The sequence below is a fragment of the Kitasatospora viridis genome, assembly GCF_007829815.1.
GTDB classification, from domain to species: Bacteria; Actinomycetota; Actinomycetes; order Streptomycetales; family Streptomycetaceae; genus Kitasatospora; species Kitasatospora viridis.
The window spans coordinates 97,885-117,786 of sequence record NZ_VIWT01000006.1 but is presented as its reverse complement, the minus strand read 5'-3'; the positions used below and the strand labels follow the sequence as shown (position 1 = coordinate 117,786).

Below are 19,902 nucleotides of genomic sequence, written 5' to 3'. Positions count from 1 at the left end.
CTCGGACGTCACGGTCGAGTCAGGCGTCACCGTCGAGTCAGGCGTCACGGTCCAGCCTCTCGCTGAGCATCCGGCCGAGCCCGTCCATCCCCTCGGGGCCGAGCAGCTCGGCGTGCCGGCAGTCGATCCGGTACTCGTGGATCGCGCCGGTCAGGTGGGCCTGCCAGGCGGTGTGGGCGGTCGGCGCGTCGGCGGGGCGGCCGGTGGTGGCCGTGACGAAGACCAGGTCGCCGTCGACCGTGCCGGGCACGTGGTCGCGGATCAGCCGGCTGCTGTGCACGGCGGTGTCCAGCAGGTCGGCCACCGCCTGCTCGTCCACCTGGAGCCGGCGCGCGTTCTCCTCCCGCAGCAGGGCCAGGATCCGCTGCCGGTCGGCGCCCTGGGCGACCAGCTCGTGCACGGCCGCCCCCGCGCCGGGCAGCAGGGCGGCCAGCACCTCCTCCTCCGCCTCGGCGTCGAGGTCGGCCGCCGACCTGTCCGGCTCGCTCGGGTAGGAGTCGAGCAGGGCGAGGAAGGCGACCTGCTCGCCGTCGGCCTGGAGCAGTTCGGCCATCGCGTGGGCGACGGTGCCGCCGAGCGACCAGCCGAGCAGGTGGTACGGGCCGCTCGGCTGCACCTCGCGGATCCGCTGGACGTAGCCGCGTGCCATCTCCCGGATGGAGTCCGGGCGCTGGTGCGGGTGGCGGATGCCGTACGCCTGGAGCCCGTAGAGCGGCCGCTGCCGGTCCAGCCGGCGCAGCAGCGCCGCGTAGCCCCAGCTGAGCCCGAGCACCGGGTGCACGCAGAACAGCGGGGCCGCGGTGCCCCCGGCGCGCAGCGGCAGCAGCACGTCCAGCGGATCGCCGGCCGCGCGCTCGCCAAGGCGGGTGGCGAGCCCGGCCGGGGTGGGCGTCTCGAAGAGCGCGCGCAGGTCGAGCGCGGTGCCGAAGGCGTGCTGCACGGCGCTCATCAGGCGGACGGCCAGCAGGGAGTGGCCGCCGAGGGCGAAGAAGTCCTCGTCCGGGCCGACTTCGGGCAGGCCGAGCACCTCGGCGAACAGGGCGCAGAGCACGATCTCCTGCGGGTCGGTCGGTACCCGGGTGCGGGCGGCGCGCTCGATCTCGGGGGCGGGGAGCGCCCGGGTGTCGAGCTTGCCGTTGCGGGTGACCGGCAGGGCGTCGAGCCGCACGAAGGCCGACGGGACCATGTAGCCGGGCAGCAGGCCGGCGACGTGTGCCCGCAGCAGGTCCCGGTCGAAGGCCTCGGCGGTGGGGACGACGTAGGCGACCAGCTTCCGGTCCCCCGCCACGTCCTCGCGCACCACGACGGCCGCGCCGGCGACCTCCGGGTGCCCGGCCAGCACCGACTCGACCTCGCCGAGTTCGATCCGGAAGCCGCGCAGCTTCACCTGGCCGTCGGCCCGTCCGACGAAGACCAGCTCGCCGTCGGCGTTCCAGCGCACCAGGTCGCCGGTGCGGTACATCCGGGCGCCCGGCGCGCCGTACGGGCAGGCGACGAAGCGCTCGGCCGTCAGGTCCGGCCGGCCGAGGTAGCCGCGCGCCAACGCCGTGCCGGAGACGTACAGTTCGCCCACCACGCCCGGCGGCACCAGGCGCAGGCCGGCGTCCAGCACGTACAGGCCGGTGTTGCGGACCGGGCGGCCGATCGGCACCAGCGCGCCGGCACCGGTCCCGGCGGGTTCGCCGGCGGCGACCTGGATCGTCGTCTCGGTGGGCCCGTACAGGTTCACCGGCTCGACGCCCCACACCTCCCGCACCCGGTCGGCGAGTTGGGCACCGAAGGCCTCGCCGCCGACGAACACCCGCCGCAGTCCGGCGGGACGCTCCCCCGGCGCGGCGTCCAGTACCGCGGCCAGCAGGGTCGGCACGAACTGCGCCACCGTCACCGCCAGGTCGGCCAACTCCCGCACCAGCAGGGCGGGGTCCTTGGCCACCCGGTCGTCGACCACCGCCACCGCGGCGCCGGAGAGCAGCGGCAGCCAGACCTCCCAAATGCCCGCGTCGAAGCCGGGCGAGGTGCGGGCCAGCATGCGGTCGCCCGCGCCGAGCGGGTAGCGGTCGGCCAGCCAGCCCAGTTGGTTCACCACGGCGCGCTGGGAGACCACCACGCCCTTGGGCCGGCCGGTCGAGCCGGAGGTGTAGATGACATAGGCCGCCGAGTCGCCGGGCACCGCCGCCGGGGCCGGTACAGGCCGAGGGGCGGTGGGGGTGTCGGTCTCCTGGAGCGTCACGCACCAGGAGTCGGCGGGCACCAGCTCCACCGTCTCAGGAGCCGTCAGGACCACGGCCGGAGCCGCCTGCGCCAGCACCCCGGCGATCCGCTCCCCGGGCTGCCCCGGGTCCAGCGGCAGCCAGGCAGCCCCGGCGAGGGCGACCGCGACCTGGGCCACCACCCAGTCCACCGAGCGCGGCAGCAGCAGGCCCACCAGGGCCCCGGGGCCGACCCCGAGCCCGGTCAGGCGCTCGGCCAACCTCGCGGCCCGGTGCGCCAGTTCACCGAACGAGAGCTCGACTTCGCGGTCCAGCACCGCGACCGCGTCCGGCGCCTGCGCCACCCGTGCGGCGAACAGGGCGCCCAGCGACTCGCCGGCCACCGGCTCGACCGGGGTGCCCGCGCCCAGCCGGAGCAGCTCGGCCCGCTGCGACTGCGTCAGCAGCTCGACCGCGCCGAGCCGCTGGTCCGGGCCGGCCACCGCCGACTCCACGAAGCGCGTGAACGAGAGTGCCAGGGACTCCGCCGAGGAGTGGTCGAACAGGTCGGCCGAGTAGTCGAGTTCGCCGTCGATGCCGAGCGCTCCGCGGTCCTCGCCGAGCCGCTCGGCGAGGCTGAGCGACAGGTCGAACTTGGCGTCCGCGCCGGCCACCGGGAGTGCGGCGGCGGTCAGGCCGTCGAGCTCGATCCGGGCCGACGCCGTGTTCTGCAGCGCGAGCATGACCTGGAAGAGCGGGTGCCGGGCCATCACGCGCGGCGGGTTCAGCTCCTCCACCAGCCGCTCGAACGGGAGGTCCTGGTGCGCGAAGGCGGCCAGGTCGGACTCCCGCACCCGGCCGAGCAGTTCCCGGAAGGTCGGGTCGCCGGACAAGTCGGTGCGCAGCACCAGGGTGTTGACGAAGAACCCGACCAGGTCGTGGACGGCTTCGTCGGTACGGCCGGCCACGGGCGTGCCGATCGGGATGTCCTCGCCGGCACCGAGCGCACCGAGCCAGCCGGCCATCGCGGCCTGCAGCACCATGAAAACGGTGGTGTGCGTCCGGCGAGCCAGGTTGACGATCCCGGCGTGCGCCTCGGCTCCGATCCGCACCGGCACCGTGCCGCCCGCGCCGCTCGGGTAGGCCGGGCGCGGTCGGTCGGTGGGCAGCGGGAGCTCCTCGGGCAGGCCGTCGAGCTCCTTGCGCCAGTGGTCGAGCTGACGGGCCGTCAGGCTGTCGGGCTGGTCCTCGGCGCCGAGCAGGTCGCGCTGCCAGAGCGTGTAGTCCGGGTACTGCACGGGCAGTTCGTCCCACTGCGGGTCGGCGCCCGTGCGGCGGGCCGTGTAGGCGGCGACCAGGTCGCGGACCAGCGGTGCGGTGGACCAGCCGTCGGTGACGATGTGGTGGGCCACCAGGAGCAGCACGTGCTCGTCCTCGGCGGTGCGCAGCAGGCGGGCCCGCAGCGGGACCTGCGCCGTCACGTCGAACGGCCGGGCGGTCTCGGCGGCCACCAGGGCGTCCAGCGTCCGGTCGTCCGCCAGCACGACCACCGGAAGGTCGAGCCGCGCCGCGCCGGCCGGCAGGACGAGCTGCTCGGGCTCGCCGTCGCGCTCGGGGAAGACCGTGCGCAGGCTCTCGTGCCGGGCGACCACGTCGTTCAGCGCCTCGGCCAGGGCGGCCGCGTCGAGGGCGCCGGTCAGTCGCAGGGCGAGCGGCAGGTTGTAGGAACTGCTGGCGGGCTCCAGGCGGTTGAGGAACCAGAGCCGCCGCTGGGCGAAGGAGACCGGCAGGTGCTCGGGGCGCGCCATCGGCCGCAGCACCGGCCGGGCGGCCGCCTGCTCGCCCTCCAGGGCCTTGGCCAGGGTGGCGACGGTGGGTGCCTCGAAGAGTGTGCGCAGGGGCAGTTCGACGCCGAGCACCGAACGCACCCGGCTGGCCAGCCGGGTGGCGAGCAGGGAGTGACCGCCCAGCTCGAAGAAGCCGTCGTCGATGCCGACCGCCTCCACACCCAGGACCTCGGCGAACAGCCCGCACAGGATCTCCTCGCGCGGCGAACGCGGACCACGACCCACCCCGGCCGCCGCGAACTCCGGCTCCGGCAGGGCACGTCGGTTCACCTTGCCGTTCGGCATCAACGGCAACGCGTCCAGCAGCACGAACGCCGACGGGACCATGTAGTCCGGCAAGGTCCGGCTCAAGCTCTCACGCAAGCCGGTGGATGTCTGACTGTCAGTCACCACGTAAGCAACCAGACGTCGTTCGCCTACCTCGTCGATGTGCAGCAGCACCACCGCCTGCGCCACCCCCGGCAGCGCATCGATCGCCGCCTCCACCTCACCCAACTCGATCCGGAAACCACGCACCTTCACCTGGTTGTCCGCCCGACCCAGGAACACCAACTGACCGTCCGCGCCCCACCGCACCAAGTCACCCGTGCGGTACATCCGGGCACCCGTGGCACCGAACGGGCAAGCCACGAACCGCTCAGCCGTCAGCGCGGACCGACCCAGGTAACCGCGCGCCAACCCCTCGCCCGCCACGTACAACTCCCCCACCACACCCGGCGGCACCAACCGCAGACCCGCATCCAGCACATACACCCGCTTGTTCCACACCGGCCGGCCGATCGGCGGAATCGCCGCATCCGCGATCGGATCACTCATGCTCGCGCACACCGTCGCCTCGGTCGGCCCATACGAATTGATCATCCGCCGCCCCCGGAACCACCGCTCCACCAACGCCGGAGTACTCGCCTCACCACCCACGATCAACGTCCCACCCACCGGCAACGAACCCTCCGGCATCACCGCCAACCCCGCCGGCGGCAAATCGATGTGCGTGATCCCCTGCTCCGCCACCAACCCCACCAACGGCTCACCCGGCATCATCCGCTCCAACGGAGCAACCACCAACCGACCCCCACCCAAAAACGCCGACCACACCTCCGACACATGACTGTCGAAACTCAACGACGAGAACTGCAACACCCGACTCCCAGGCGTCGTCGCATACCACTCCACCTTCGCATGCCCCAGACTCGGAATCCCCCGATGCGCAATCACCACACCCTTCGGACGCCCCGTCGAACCCGACGTGTAAATCAGGTACGCCGGGTGATCCGGCAGCAATGGACGCGCTCGCTCGGCGTCCAGCACATCGCTGTCCGCCTGCTCGCGCAGCTCGGCCTCGACGCCGGGGTCATCGAGCACCAGCAACTCCGGGTAGGGCAGCCGCGAAGCCACCTCACCGACCGTCAGCACCAACGCCGGCGCCGCATCCTCCAACATGTACGCGATCCGGTCCGCCGGATACTCCGGATCCACCGGCAGATACGCCGCACCCGACTTCAACACCCCCAACAACGCCACCACCATCAACTCACTACGCGGCAGAGCCAACGCCACGAAACGCTCCGGCCCCGCACCACGCACCACCAACAACCGCGCCAACCGGTTCGCCCGCGCATTCAACTCCGCATACGTCAGCTCCACCCCCTCGAACGCGACCGCCACCGCATCCGGAGCAACCCGGACCTGACGCTCGAAATGCTCATGGATCAACCCCGGCGGCACCACCCGAGCCGTCTCGTTCCACACATCCCGCACCAACCGCAACTCATCCGCCGACACCAACTCGAACCCGCCCACCCGACCATCCGGCTCAGCAACCACAGCAGCCAGGAACGCGGCCAACCGATCCGCGAACGCCACCGCCGTCGCCCGGTCGTAGAGCGCGGTGGAGTAGTCGAGGCAGCCGTCGAGCCCGGCGGGCAGGCCGGCGTCGAAGCGCTCGGTCACGTCGAGCGAGAGGTCGAACTTGGCGCCGGAGCGGACCAACGGCTCGGCCGTGACCGCGAGTCCGGGCAGGCCGAGCTCGGGCAGTGCGGTGTTCTGGAAGGCGAGCATCACCTGGAAGAGCGGGTGACGGCCCATCGAGCGCGCCGGGTTGAGTGCCTCGACGAGACGCTCGAAGGGCACGTCCTGGTGGGCGAAGGCCGTCAGCGCGGTGTTCCGCACCCGGGCGACCAGTTCGCGGAAGGTCGGGTCGCCCGACACATCGGTGCGCAGCACCAGCGTGTTGACGAAGAACCCGACCGCCTCCTCCAACGCCTCATCGGTCCGGCCCGCGATCGGCGAGCCGATCGGCACGTCCTCCCCCGCACCCAACCGCGCCAACAGCGCCGCCAACGCCGCCTGCACCACCATGAACGGACTCGCCCCGCATTCCCGGGCCACCCGCACCAGCGCGGCGTGCACCTCGGCGGGCACCGTGAACGGCACGCTGGCGCCGCCGCCTTCGCCGGTGACGGGCCGCAGCCGGTCCCCGGGCAGCGTCACCTCGTCCGGCAGACCGGTCAACGTTTCGCGCCAGAATGAAACCTGGCGTGCCATCAAGCTCTGCGGATCCTCGCCGTCACCGAGCAGCTCGCGCTGCCACAGCGCATAGTCGGCATACTGCACCGGCAGCGGGCGCCAGTCGGGCAGGCCACCCTCGCGGCGCGCGGTGTAGGCGGCGAACAGGTCGCGGGCCAGCGGGCCCAGCGACCAGCCGTCACCGGCGATGTGATGGAGCACCAGCAGCAGCACGTGCTCCTGCTCGCCGAGTGCGAAGACCGTGGCCCGCAGCGGCAGTTCGGCGTCCAGCTCGAAGCCCCGCGCAGCCTCGGCGGCGAGCGCGGCGGGAAGCTCGGCAGGGGTGGCGTCGAGCACCGTGAGCGGGGCTTCGACGGACCCCGGTGCCAGGATCTCCTGCCGGGGCTGCCCGTCGTCGAACGGGTAGCGGGTGCGCAGGACTTCGTGGCGGCCCAGCAGGTCGCCGAGCGCGCCGCGCAGGGCCTCGCGGTCGACGGGGCCGGTGAGCCGCAGCGCGGCGGGGATGTTGTACGTGCCGCCGGGGCCCTCCAACTCCGCGAGGAACCAGAGCCGCTGCTGGGCGTAGGAGAGCGGGACGGTCTCGGGCCGGGTCGCGGCGGCGGTGAGGGCCGGTCGGGCGGCGTCCTCGTGCTGCGCGAGCCGACCGGCCAGGCCGGCCACCGTGGGCGCCTCGAACAGGGTGCGCAGGCTGGTCTCGACGCCGAACGCGGTCCGGATCCGGCTGATCGCCTGGGCGGCGAGCAGCGAGTGGCCGCCCAGTTCGAAGAAGTTGTCCTCGACCCCGACCGTCTCCAGTCCGAGCACGTCGGCGAAGACGCCGCACAGGATCTCCTCCTGCGCGGTCGCGGGGGCCCGCCCGGCGCCGCTCGCCACCTGCGGGTCGGGCAGGGCCTTGCGGTCGAGCTTGCCGTTGTCGGTCAGCGGAAGGGCGGGCAGCACGACGACGGCCGCGGGCACCATGTACTCCGGCAGGGTTCGCCGCAGGTGGGCGCGCAGCTCGGCCGGGTCGGCGTCGGGGGTGCCGGTGACGTAGCCGACGAGCCGCTCCCCGCGCAGCAGCACGGCGGCCCGGGTGACGCTCGGGTGGCCGGCCAGGGCGGCCTCGATGTCGCCGAGTTCGACCCGGAAGCCGCGAATCTTGATCTGCTGGTCGGTGCGCCCGAGGTAGCCCAGCTCGCCTCCCCTGCTCCAACGAGCCAGGTCGCCGGTGCGGTACATGAGCTCGCCCGGTGCGCCGAACGGGCAGGCGACGAAGCGCTCGGCCGTCAGCCCGGGCCGGGCCAGGTAGCCGCGCGCCAGCCCGTCGCCCGCGAGGTACAGGTCGCCGGCGACGCCGGGCGGGACGGGGCGCAGCGCGCCGTCCAGCACGTAGGCGCGGGTGTTGGCGATGGGACGGCCGATGGACGGGTTGCCGGCGGCCGGCGCCTGGTCGAGCCGCTGGGTGGTGGACCAGATGGTGGTCTCGGTGGGCCCGTACAGGTTGGTGGCCTCGCCGACGGTGCGCAGTTCGGCGGCCAGCGGCGCGGGCAGCGCCTCGCCGCCGACCAGGACCCGCAACGACGGCAAGCCGATCGCCCCGCTGCCCTGGTGGGCCAGCAGCGCCTGCCAGAGCGCGGGGGTGGCCTGCATGACGGTGGCGCCGCAGTCGTGCAACAACGCGGTGAGCGCGGCGGGGTCGAGCACGGTCGGGCGGTCGGCCAGCACCACCCGCGCGCCGCTGACCAGCGGGAGGTAGAGCTCCAGGGCGGCGATGTCGAAGGCGACGGTGGTGACCGCCACCCACCGGTCCCGCCCGGTCAGCGGGAACCGATCGCCCATGTCGGCAAGGAAGTTGACCAGGGCGCGGTGCGGGACCACGACCCCCTTGGGCCGTCCGGTCGAGCCGGAGGTGTAGATGACGTAGGCCGGGTTCGCGGGCCGCACCGGGCGCAGCCGCTCGGCGTCCGTGAGGTCGCGGCCGTCGGCCTGGTCGAGCACGGCGGCGGTGCGCGGGTCGTCGAGGGCCAGCAGCGGGCCCGGCGCGCCGGGCAGGGCGCCGTGCCGGGTGACCGTCAGGACGGGCCGGGCGTCACCGAGGGTCTGGGCGATCCGGTCGGCCGGGTACTCGGGGTCGATCGGCAGGTAGGCGCCGCCGGTCTTGAGCACGGCCAGCAGCGTGACGACCAGTTCGGTGGAGCGGTCGAGCGCGACCGCGACCAGCGTTTCCGCGCCGACGCCGTGCGCAATCAGCAGGCGGGCCAGCTGATTTGCCCGGGCGCTGAGTTGACGGTACGTCAGCTCGCCATCGACCGAGCTCACCGCGACCGCGTGCGGAGTGCGGGCCGCCTGGGCCTCGACCAGCTCGGCCACCGTGGCCCCGGGCACCTGGCGGGCGGTGTCGTTCCAACTCTCCAGCAGCGTCCGGCGCTCGTCGGGGGTGAGCAGCTCGGCGCGGTCGACCGGCTGGTCGGGGTCGGCGGTGAGGGTGTCCAGCAGGTCGGTGAAGCGGCGGGCGATCAGCTCGGCGGTCCCGGCGTCGTAGAGGTCGGTGGCGAAGCTGAGGGTGCCGGTCAGGCCGGCCGGGCCGGTCTCGGGGTCGACGCGCTCCGCGAGGTCGAAGGCGAGGTCGAACTTGGCGCTCGCGGTGCCGATCTCCTCCGGCCTCGTGGTCAGTCCGGCGAGTTCGGGGCTCGGGGCCGCGGTGTTCTGCAGGGTGAGGAAGGTCTGGAAGAGCGGGTGGCGGGCGAGCGAGCGGGTGGGGTTGAGGGCTTCGACGAGGTGGTCGAAGGGGAGGTCCTGGTGGGCGTAGGCGGTCAGCAGCCGGTCCCGGGTCCGGATGACCAGGTCGGCGAAGCTCGGGGCGAGGCCGGTGGAACGGGGGGCGAGGTCGGTGCGGATGACCAGGGTGTTGACGAAGAATCCGATCAGCTCGCCGGCGGCCTCGTCGGTGCGCCCGGCGATGGCCGTGCCGATCGGGATGTCGGTGCCCGCGCCGAGCCGGGAGAGCAGGGTGGCGAGGGCGGCGTTCAGGCCCATGAAGAGGGTGGCACCGTGGGCCCGGGTGAGCCGGGCGAGCCGCTGGTGGGTCGCCGCGGGCACGGTGAACGGGACGATGGCGCCCCGGTGGCTGGCGACGGCCGGGCGGGGGCGGTCGGCGGGCAGGCCGAGCTCGTCCGGCAGGTCGGCCAAGGTCTCGCGCCAGTAGGCCAGTTGCTCGTTCAGGCGGCTGCCGGGGTCGGCGCCGTCGCCGAGCAGCCGGCGCTGCCAGAGCGCGTAGTCGGCGTACTGGACCGCCAGCGGCTGCCAGCCGGGGGCGCGGCCTTCGCGGCGGGCGGCGTAGGCGGTGGACAGGTCGGCGGCCAGCGGGCCCAGCGACCAGCCGTCACCGGCGATGTGATGGAGCACCAGCAGCAGCACGTGCTCCTGCTCGCCGAGCCTGAAGAGAGCTGCGCGCAGCGGGAGTTCGGTGCCGAGCTCGAAGCCGCGGGCGGCCTCGGCGGCGAGTGCGGCGGGCAGCTCGGCGGGGGTGGTGTCGATGGCGGCCAGCGGCAGTTCGACGCCGCCCGGGGCCAGGATCTCCTGCCGGGGCTGCCCGTCGACGGACGGGAAGACGGTGCGCAGCACCTCGTGGCGCCCGACCACGTCGTCGAGGGCCAGGCGCAGGGCCGCGCCGTCCAGCGGGCCGGTCAGGCGCAGGGCGGCGGGGATGTTGTACGTGCCGCCGGGTCCCTCCAGCTCGGCGAGCAGCCAGAGGCGCTGCTGGGCGTGCGAGAGCGGCACGGTCGCGGGCCGGTCGACCGCCGTCAGGGCGGGGCGGGCCGTGCCGTCCTGGTCGAGCCGGGTGGCGAGGGCGGCGACGGTCGGGGCTTCGAAGAGGGTGCGCAGGGCGATCTCGGTGCCGAGGGCGGCGCGGATCCGGCTGATCAGCCGGGTAGCGAGCAGGGAGTGGCCGCCGAGGGCGAAGAAGTCGTCGTCGACGCCGACGGTGTCGAGTCCGAGCAGGTCGGCGAAGATGCCGCAGAGGATCTCCTCCCGCGCGGTGGCCGGGGCCCGTCCGGCTCCGCCGACCTGCTGGGGCGCGGGCAGGGCGGCGCGGTCCAGCTTGCCGCTGGGCGACAGCGGCACCTCCTCGATCCGCACCAAGGCCGTGGGCACCATGTACTCCGGCAGGGCGGCGCCCAGGTGCGCCCGCAGGGCGGGCTCGGTGCTGCGGCCGTCGGAGACCAGGTAGGCGACCAGGAGCTGCTCGCCCGCCGCGCTCTCCCGCACCAGGGCGGTGGCCCAGGAGACGCCGGGGGCGCCGGCCAGCACGGTGGCGATCTCGTCGAGCTCGATCCGCAGGCCGCGCAGCTTCACCTGGTGGTCGGCGCGGCCGAGGAAGACCAGCGCGCCGTCCCTGGTCCAGCGGACGATGTCGCCGGTGCGGTACATGCGGTCACCCGGGTCGCCGAAGCCGGACGGGCAGGCGACGAAGCGTTCGGCGGTCAGGCCGGGGCGGCCGGCGTAGCCGCGGGCGAGCTGATCGCCCGCCAGGTAGAGCTCGCCGGCCACGCCGGGCGGCAGCGGCCGCAGTTCGCGGTCCAGCACGTACACCCGGGTGTTCCACACCGGGCGGCCGATCGGCACGGTGCTGCCGCTCTCCTGCTCGGCGGCCCGATGGTACGTCACGTCGACGGCCGCCTCGGTCGGGCCGTACAGGTTGTGCAGCTCGGCGCCGAGGACGCGGCGGTAGCGGGCGAGCAGGTCGGTGGGGAGCGCCTCGCCGCTGCACACCACGTGCCGCAGGCCGGCGCAGTCGGCGGCGGCCGGCTCGGCGACGAAGGCGTGCAGCATCGACGGCACGAAGTGCGCGATGGTCACGCCGTGGCGCCGGATCTCGGCGGCGAGCCGGGCCGGCTCGCGGTGGGCGCCGGGCGGGGCGACCACCAGGGCGGCGCCGGAGAGCAGCGGGAGGAAGAACTCCCAGACCGAGACGTCGAAGCTCGACGGGGTCTTCTGCAGCACCCGGTCGGCGGGGCCGACTTCGTACTGCTCGCGCATCCAGAGCAGCCGGTTGACGATCGCCTGGTGGGCGACGGCGACGCCCTTGGGGCGGCCGGTGGAACCGGAGGTGTAGATCAGGTAGGCGGGGTGGTCGGGGCGCAGGGGCGCGGTCCGCTCGTGGTCGTCGAGGTCGCGGTCGCCCAGCTCGGCGGTGCCGTCCGGGCCGGCCTGCGCGCCGGGGTCGTCCAGCAGCAGCGGTTCCGTGCCGTCCGGCAGCACGCCGGCCAGCTCGCGGCAGCTCAGGACGGCCACCGGCGCGGCGTCCGCCAGCATGTAGGCGATCCGGTCGGCCGGGTAGTCGGGGTCGACCGGCAGGTAGGCAGCGCCCGACTTGAGCACCGCGAGCAGCGCGACCACCAGCTCGGGCGAGCGGGGCAGCGCGACGGCGACGGTGCGCTCGGGGCCGGCGCCGAGCGCGACCAGGTGACGGGCCAGGCGGTTCGCCCGCGCGGCGAGCTCCCGGTGGCTGAGCACCGTGTCGCCGAACAGCAGGGCCGGCGAGTCCGGGGTCCGGGCGGCCTGGGCCTCGATGTGGGAGACCAGGGTGCCGGCCGGGACGGGGTGCGCGGTGGCGTTCCACTGGTCGCGGACCAGACGGCGCTCGGCCTCGTCGGCGAGGTCGAACTGCCCGATGGCGCGGTCCGGTTCGGCGGCCGCGGCGGTCAGGAAGGCGGCCAGCCGGGTGGCGAAGGCGGTGGCCGTCTCGCGGTCGTACAGGGCGGCGGCGTACTCGACGCACCCCTCGATGCCCGCGGGCGCACCGGCCTCGAAGCGCTCGACGATGTCGAGGGAGAGGTCGAACTTCGCCAGCGTGCGGGCTTGCGGCTCCTCGGTCACCCGCAGGTCCGGGAGCTCCAGTGCGGGCAGCGCGGTGTTCTGGAAGGCGAGCATGACCTGGAAGAGCGGGTGACGGCCCATCGAGCGCGGCGGGTTGAGCGCCTCGACCAGCCGCTCGAACGGGACGTCCTGGTGCGCGAAGGCGTCCAGGTCCGCCGTGCGCACCCGCTCGACCAGCTGACGGAAGGTCGGGTCGCCCGAGGCGTCGGTGCGCAGCACGAGGGTGTTGACGAAGAATCCGACCGCCTCCTCCAGCGCGTCGTCGGTGCGGCCGGCCACCGGCGCACCGATCGGCACGTCCTCGCCCGCGCCGAGGCGGGCCAGCAGCGCGGCCAGCGCGGCCTGCACCACCATGAACGGGCTGGCACCGCTGCTGCGGGCGAGCCGGAGCACGGCGGCGTGCGCTTCGGCGGGCAGGGCGAACGGCACTGTGCCGCCCGCTCCGTCGGTGCTCGCGGGCCGCACCCGGTCGGCGGGGAGTGACACCTCTTCCGGCAGGCCGGTCAATGTTTCGCGCCAGAATGAAACCTGGCGTGTCATCAGGCTCTGCGGGTCGGCCTCCTCGCCGAGCAGCTCGCGCTGCCAGAGCGTGTAGTCGGCGTACTGCACCGGCAGCGGCTGCCACTGCGGGGCGGTGCCGGCCGACCGGGCGGCGTAGGCCCGGGACACGTCACGGGCGAGCGGTGCCAGCGACCAGCCGTCACCGGCGACGTGGTGCAGCACCAGCACCAGGACGTGCACCTCGGGCGCCAGCGCGAACAGCACCGGCCGCAGCGGCGGCTCGGTGGCCAGGTCGAAGCCCTGCGCCGCCTCGGCGGCCAGCAGGGCGGGCAACTCGTCCTCGGTGCAGGCACGTTCGGCGACCGTGAGCGACAGCTCGGCGAGCGGCAGGATCCGCTGGTACGGCTCGCCGTCGAACTCGGCGAAGACGGTGCGCAGGCTCTCGTGCCGGGCGACCACGTCGTTCAGCGCCGCGAGCAGGGCCGAGCGGTCCAGCGCACCGGCCAGGCGGAGCGCCAAGGGCATGTTGTAGGCACCGGTGGCGGGTTCGAGGCGGTTGAGGAACCAGAGCCGCCGCTGGGCGAAGGAGACCGGTAGCTGCTCGGGGCGCGGGACCGGGAGCAGCGCGGGCCGCGCGGTCTGCTCCTCGCCCGCGAGCAGCGTGGACAGGCCCGCCACGGTGGGCGCCTCGAAGAGCGCGCGCAGCGGCAGTTCGACGCCGAGCACCGAACGCACCCGGCTGGCCAGCCGGGTGGCGAGCAGGGAGTGACCGCCCAGCTCGAAGAAGCCGTCGTCGATGCCGACCGCCTCCACGCCCAGGACCTCGGCGAACAGACCGCACAGGATCTCCTCGCGCGGCGAGCGCGGACCACGGCCCGCCCCGGCCGCCGCGAACTCCGGCTCCGGCAGGGCACGTCGGTTCACCTTGCCGTTGGGCATCAACGGCAAGGCGTCCAGCAGCACGAACGCCGACGGGACCATGTAGTCCGGCAAGGTCCGGCTCAAGCTCTCACGCAGCACTGAGGCGGTCTGCGTGGCCGTCACCACGTAAGCGACCAGCCGCCGTTCACCCGCCTCGTCGGTGTGCAGCAGCACCACCGCCTGCGCAACCCCCGGCAGCGCATCGATCGCCGCCTCCACCTCACCCAACTCGATCCGGAAACCACGCACCTTCACCTGGTTGTCCGCCCGACCCAAGAACACCAACTGCCCATCCGCGCCCCACCGCACCAAGTCACCCGTGCGGTACATCCGCGCACCCGTGGCACCGAACGGGCAAGCCACGAACCGCTCAGCCGTCAGCCCCGCCCGCCCCAGATACCCGCGCGCCAGGCCCTCGCCCGCCACATACAACTCCCCCACCACACCCGGCGGCACCAACCGCAAACCCGCATCCAGCACATACACCCGCTTGTTCCACACCGGCCGACCGATCGGCGGAATCGCCGCATCCGCGATCGGATCACTCATGCTCGCGCACACCGTCGCCTCGGTCGGCCCATACGAATTGATCATCCGCCGCCCCCGGAACCACCGCTCCACCAACGCCGGAGTACTCGCCTCACCACCCACAATCAACGTCCCACCCACCGGCAACGAACCCTCCGGCATCACCGCCAACCCCGCAGGCGGCAAATCGATGTGCGTAATCCCCTGCTCCGCCACCAAACCCACCAACGGCTCACCCGGCATCATCCGCTCCAACGGAGCAACCACCAACCGACCCCCACCCAAAAACGCCGACCACACCTCCGACACATGACTGTCGAAACTCAACGACGAGAACTGCAACACCCGGCTCCCAGGCGTCGTCGCATACCATTCCACCTTCGCATGCCCCAGACTCGGAATCCCCCGATGCGCAATCACCACACCCTTCGGACGCCCCGTCGAACCCGACGTATAGATCAGGTACGCCGGATGATCCGGCAACAGCGGAACGATCCGTTCACCGTCCTCGACATCCTCCGCCGAGAAACGTGCCAACTCCCCTTCGACATCCGCCCCGTCCAGCACCAACAAATCCCGATCCGGGAACCGCGAAGCGACCTGACCAACCGTCAGCACAAGCGCCGGCGCCGCGTCCTCCAACATGTACGCGATCCGGTCCGCCGGATACTCCGGATCCACCGGCAGATACGCCGCCCCCGACTTCAACACCCCCAACAACGCCACCACCATCAACTCACTACGCGGCAGAGCCAACGCCACGAAACGCTCCGGCCCCGCACCACGCGCCACCAACAACCGCGCCAACCGGTTCGCCCGCGCATTCAGCTGCGCATACGTCAGCTCAGTCCCCTCATAGGAAACCGCCACCGCATCCGGAGCAACCCGCACCTGCCGCTCGAAATGCTCATGGATCAACCCCGCCGGCACCACCCGCGCCGTCTCGTTCCACACATCCCGCACCAACCGCAACTCATCCGCCGACACCAACTCGAACCCGCCAACCCGACCATCCGGCTCAGCAACCACAGCACCCAAGAACGCCGCCAACCGATCCGCGAACGCCACCGCCGTCGCCCGGTCGTACAGCTCGCCCGAGTAGTCGACGCACCCCTCGATGCCGGCCGGCACGCCCGCATCGAAGCGCTCGGCCAGGTCGACGGACAGGTCGAACTTCGCCGCCGAGCGCGCCAGCGGCTCCACCACCGCGCGCAGGCCCGGCAGTTCCAGCTCGGGCAGGCTGGTGTCCTGGAAGGCGAGCATCACCTGGAACAGTGGGTGACGGCCCATCGAACGCGGCGGGTTGAGCGCCTCCACCAGGCGCTCGAACGGCAGGTCCTGGTGCGCGAAGGCGTCCAGGTCGCCAGCTCGGACCCGGGCGACCAGCTCACGGAAGGTCGGGTCGCCCGACACATCGGTGCGCAGCACCAGCGTGTTGACGAAGAACCCGACCACCTCCTCCAACGCCTCATCGGTCCGGCCCGCGATCGGCGAGCCGATCGGCACGTCCTCCCCCGCACCCAACCGCGCCAACAGCGCCACCAACGCCGCCTGCACCACCATGAACGGACTCGCCCCACACTCCCGAGCCACCCGCACCACAGCCGCATGCACCCCGGCCGGCACCGCGAACGGCACACTCCCGCCCGCACCGCCCCCACCAGCCGCCGTCCGCAACCGGTCCCCGGGCAGCGTCACCTCGTCCGGCAGACCGATCAACGTTTCGCGCCAGAATGAAACCTGGCGCGTCATCAAGCTCTGCGGATCCTCGTCCTCGCCGAGCAACTCGCGCTGCCACAGCGCGTAGTCGGCATACTGCACCGGCAGCGGCTCCCACTGCGGGGCCGCGCCGGCCGTCCGGGCCGTGTAGGCCTGCGAGACGTCCCGGGCCAGCGGACCGAGCGACCAGCCGTCACCCGCCACGTGGTGCAGCACCAGCAGCAGCACGTGCAGCTCGGGCGCGAGCGTGAACAGCACCGGCCGCAGCGGCAGTTCAGCGGTGAGGTCGAAGCCCAGGGCCGCCTCCCGTGCCAGCTGCTCGGCCAACTCCTGCTCGGTGCAGTCCCGTTCGTCGAGGGAGAGCGCCACCCGGGACATCGGCAGGATCCGCTGGCGCGGCTCGCCGTCGCGCTCGGGGAAGAGGGTGCGCAGGCTCTCGTGCCGCTCCACCACGTCGTGCAGGGCGGCGAGCAGCGCGCCTCGGTCCAGGGTGCCGGTCAGCCGGAGTGCCAGCGGCATGTTGTACTGCGCGTCCCCGCCCTCCAGGCGGTTCAGGAACCAGAGCCGGCGCTGGCCGTACGAAAGCGGGATCACTCGTCCTCCTCGGGACGCGGCATGCGGCGCAGGGCGGGGCGCTTGGGGATGCCGGACTGTGCGGCGGCGGCCTCGGTGAGGCGCGCCACGGTGGGGTTCTCGAACAGGGCGCCGAGCGGCAGGTCCACGTCCAGCGCGGTGCGGATCCGACTGATCACCCGGCCGGCCAGCAGCGAGTGCCCGCCCAGGTCGAAGAAGTCGTCGTCGATGCCGACTGGGTCGACACCGAGCACCTCGGCGAAGAGCCCGCAGAGCAGTTCCTCCTGCGGGGTGCGCGGGGCCCGGCCGGCGGTGGTGCCGGGGGCCTGCGGCTGCGGCAGCGCCTTGCGGTCCAGCTTGCCGTTGGGCGTCAGCGGCCAGTGCTCCAGCAGCACCAGGGTGCTGGGACGCCAGACGGCCGGCAGCTGCTCGGCCAGGTGCCGCTTGAGCACTGGTACCAGCCCGTCGTGCGGGCCTGCGGGCCGGACGTACCCGGTCAGCCGGCCGTCCAGGGCGGTCACGGCCGCCTGGGCGACGGCGGGGTGGCGGTCCAGCACCGCCTCGATCTCGCCGAGCTCGATCCGCTGGCCGCGGATCTTGACCTGGTGGTCGGTCCGCCCGGCGTAGCGCAGGCAGCCGTCCTGGTCCCAGGAGGCGAGGTCGCCGGTGCGGTACATCACCGCGCCCGGTTCGCCGAACGGGCAGGCGACGAAGCGCTCGGCCGTCAGCCCGGCCCGCCCGAGGTAGCCGCGGGCGAGTTGCACACCGGCCAGGTAGAGCTCGCCGACCACGCCCGGCGGCACCGGGCGCAGCGCCGCGTCCAGCACGTAGGTCCGGGTGTTCCAGACCGGCCGACCGATCGGCACGGCCGTGGGCGTGCCCTCGGCGGGGCAGTCCCAGTGGGTGACGTCGACGGCCGCCTCGGTGGGCCCGTAGAGGTTGAACAGCGGTGCGGCGCACACCGCGTGGAAGTCGCCGACCAGTTCGGCGGGCAGCGCCTCGCCGCTGCAGAAGACCCGGCGCAGCCCGGTGCAGCCCGCAGAAGCCGGCTCGTCGACGAAGGCGCGCAGCATCGAGGGCACGAAGTGCGCGGTGGTCACCCCGGTCTCGCGGATCAGCCGGGCCAGCCGCTCGGGCTCGCGGTGCGCGCCGGGCGGGGCGACCACCAGAGCCGCGCCGCTGATCAGCGGCCAGAAGAACTCCCAGACGGAGACGTCGAAGCCGGCGGGCGTCTTCTGCAGCACCCGGTCGGTGGCGTCCAGCCGGTAGCGGTCCTGCATCCAGAGCAGCCGGTTGACGATCGCCCGGTGCTCGACCAGCACGCCCTTGGGGCGGCCGGTGGAGCCGGAGGTGTAGATCAGGTAGGCGGGCGAGGCGCCGTGCGGGCGACCGGCGACCGGGTCGGTGGCCGGCTGGGCGCCCAGCCGCTCCCGCACCCGCGCGTCGTCCAGGCCCAGCGCCGGGAGGTGGGCGGGCACGGCGGCGGCCAGCTCGGCGGTGGTCAGCACGAGTCGCGGCGCGGCGTCGTCGAGGATGTCGGCGGTGCGCGCCGGCGGGTGGTCGGGGTCGAGCGGCAGGTAGGCGGCGCCGCTCTTCAGCACGGCCAGCAGGGCGACCACCAGCTCGGGCGAGCGCGGCAGGGCGACGCCGACGGTGCTCTCCGGGCCCGCACCGAGCTCGGCCAGCAGGTGGGCCAGCCGGTTGGCCTCGGCGTTGAGCTGCGCGTAGCTGCGGGTGTCGCCGTCGGGGCCGTGCAGGGCGGTGGCGTCGGGGGTGCGCGCCACCTGGCGCTCGATCAGCTCGGCCAGCGTGGTGTCGGGGACGGGGTGGTCGGTGGCGTTCCAGGTCTGCTGGACCAGCTCGCGCTCCTCGGGCGTGAGCAGGTCCAGCCGGGCGACGGGGCAGTGCGGGTCCGCCGCCATGGCCGGCAGCAGCTGCCGCAGGCGCTGGGCGATCCGCCGCACCTGCTCCCGGTCCAGCAGGTCGGGGCGGTGGTCGAGGGCGATCCGCAGCCGCTGTCCCGGCAGCACTTGCAGTCTCAGCGGGTAGTGCACGCCGTCCCGGACCTGGACGTCGGCGATCACCGGGGCGCCGGGCAGCCGCAGCGCCGCCGGGTCCACGGGGTAGTTCTCGAAGACCACCAGGGTGTCGAAGAGGGTGCCCCGGCCGGTCGCGGCGTGCAGGTCGGTGAGGGCGGTGTGGTGATGGGGCGTCAGCGCAGCCTGTTCGGCCTGCACGGTCGCGAGCAGTTCGGCCACGGTCTGGCCGCGGTCGAGGCGGACCCGGACCGGCACGGTGTTGATCAGCAGTCCGACGATCTCCTCGGCTCCCGCCAGCTCGGCGGGGCGGCCGGAGACGGTGGCGCCGAACAGCACGTCGGTGCGGCCGGTGAGGGTGCCGAGCAGGATCCCCCAGGCACCCTGGACCAGCGAGTTGAGGGTCAGTCCGTGGCCGCGGGCCAGCCCGAGCAGGGCCCGGGTCTGCTCGGCGGAGAACTCCAGCTCGACCCGCTCGGGGCGCTCGGCCACGGCGGCGGACGGCGGGCCGGCCAGCAGGGTCGGCTCCTCGACACCGGCCAGGGCCGCCTGCCAGGCGTCCAGGGACGGCTGCCGGTCCTGCTTGCCCAGCCAGGCGACGTAGTCGCGGTAGGGGCGGGCGGCGGGCAGCGGGTCGCCGGTGCCCGCGTAGAGCGCGAGGAGTTCGCCCATCAGGTGCGCGGTGGACCAGCCGTCCAGCACCAGGTGGTGGTTCATCAGCACCAGCACGTGCCGTTGCTCGTCCAGGCGCAGCAGGCTGAACCGGACCAGCCTGGCGCGGCCCAGGTCGAAGCGGTGGGCGCAGTCCTCGGCGAGCAGCCGCTCCAGCTCGGCGGCCCGCTCGGCCTCGGGCCGGGTGCTGAGGTCGAGCTCGCGCCAGAGCAGCGGCGGGTCGGCGGCCACCACCTGCACCCAGTCGCCGCCGGGGCGCTGGCGGAAGGCGGTGCGCAGCGCCGGGTGGCGGCGCAGCACGGTCGCGGCGGCGGCCCGCAGCGCCACGGCGTCCAGCGGCCCGTGCAGTTCGAAGGCGAACTGGGCGGTGTAGACGTCCGCCGTCGTCGTGTCGTAGCCGGCGTGGAAGATCAGGCCCTCCTGGAAGGGCGTGACGGGAAGGATGTCCTCGATCGCGTTCTTGCTCACCAGCCGGTCCCCCGTGCCTCGTCGTTCACCGTGCTCACCAGCCGGTCCCCCGTTGCCTCTCGT

At 73.5% G+C, this 19,902-nt stretch carries 2 protein-coding genes; both read right to left on the bottom strand.

Annotated features, from left to right (window positions below; translation table 11 throughout):
- Nucleotides 1-37: 37 nt before the first annotated feature.
- A complete protein-coding gene (locus FHX73_RS39585; protein WP_145910912.1) occupies nt 38-16,684 on the bottom strand; it encodes a non-ribosomal peptide synthetase in 16,647 nt (5,548 codons plus the stop codon).
- On the bottom strand, nt 16,681-19,839 hold the full coding sequence (locus FHX73_RS39580) for a non-ribosomal peptide synthetase (RefSeq protein ID WP_145910911.1): 3,159 nt from the start codon (nt 19,837-19,839) through the stop codon (nt 16,681-16,683). Before FHX73_RS39580 ends, FHX73_RS39585 begins: the two co-directional genes overlap by 4 nt.
- Nucleotides 19,840-19,902: the final 63 nt, after the last annotated feature.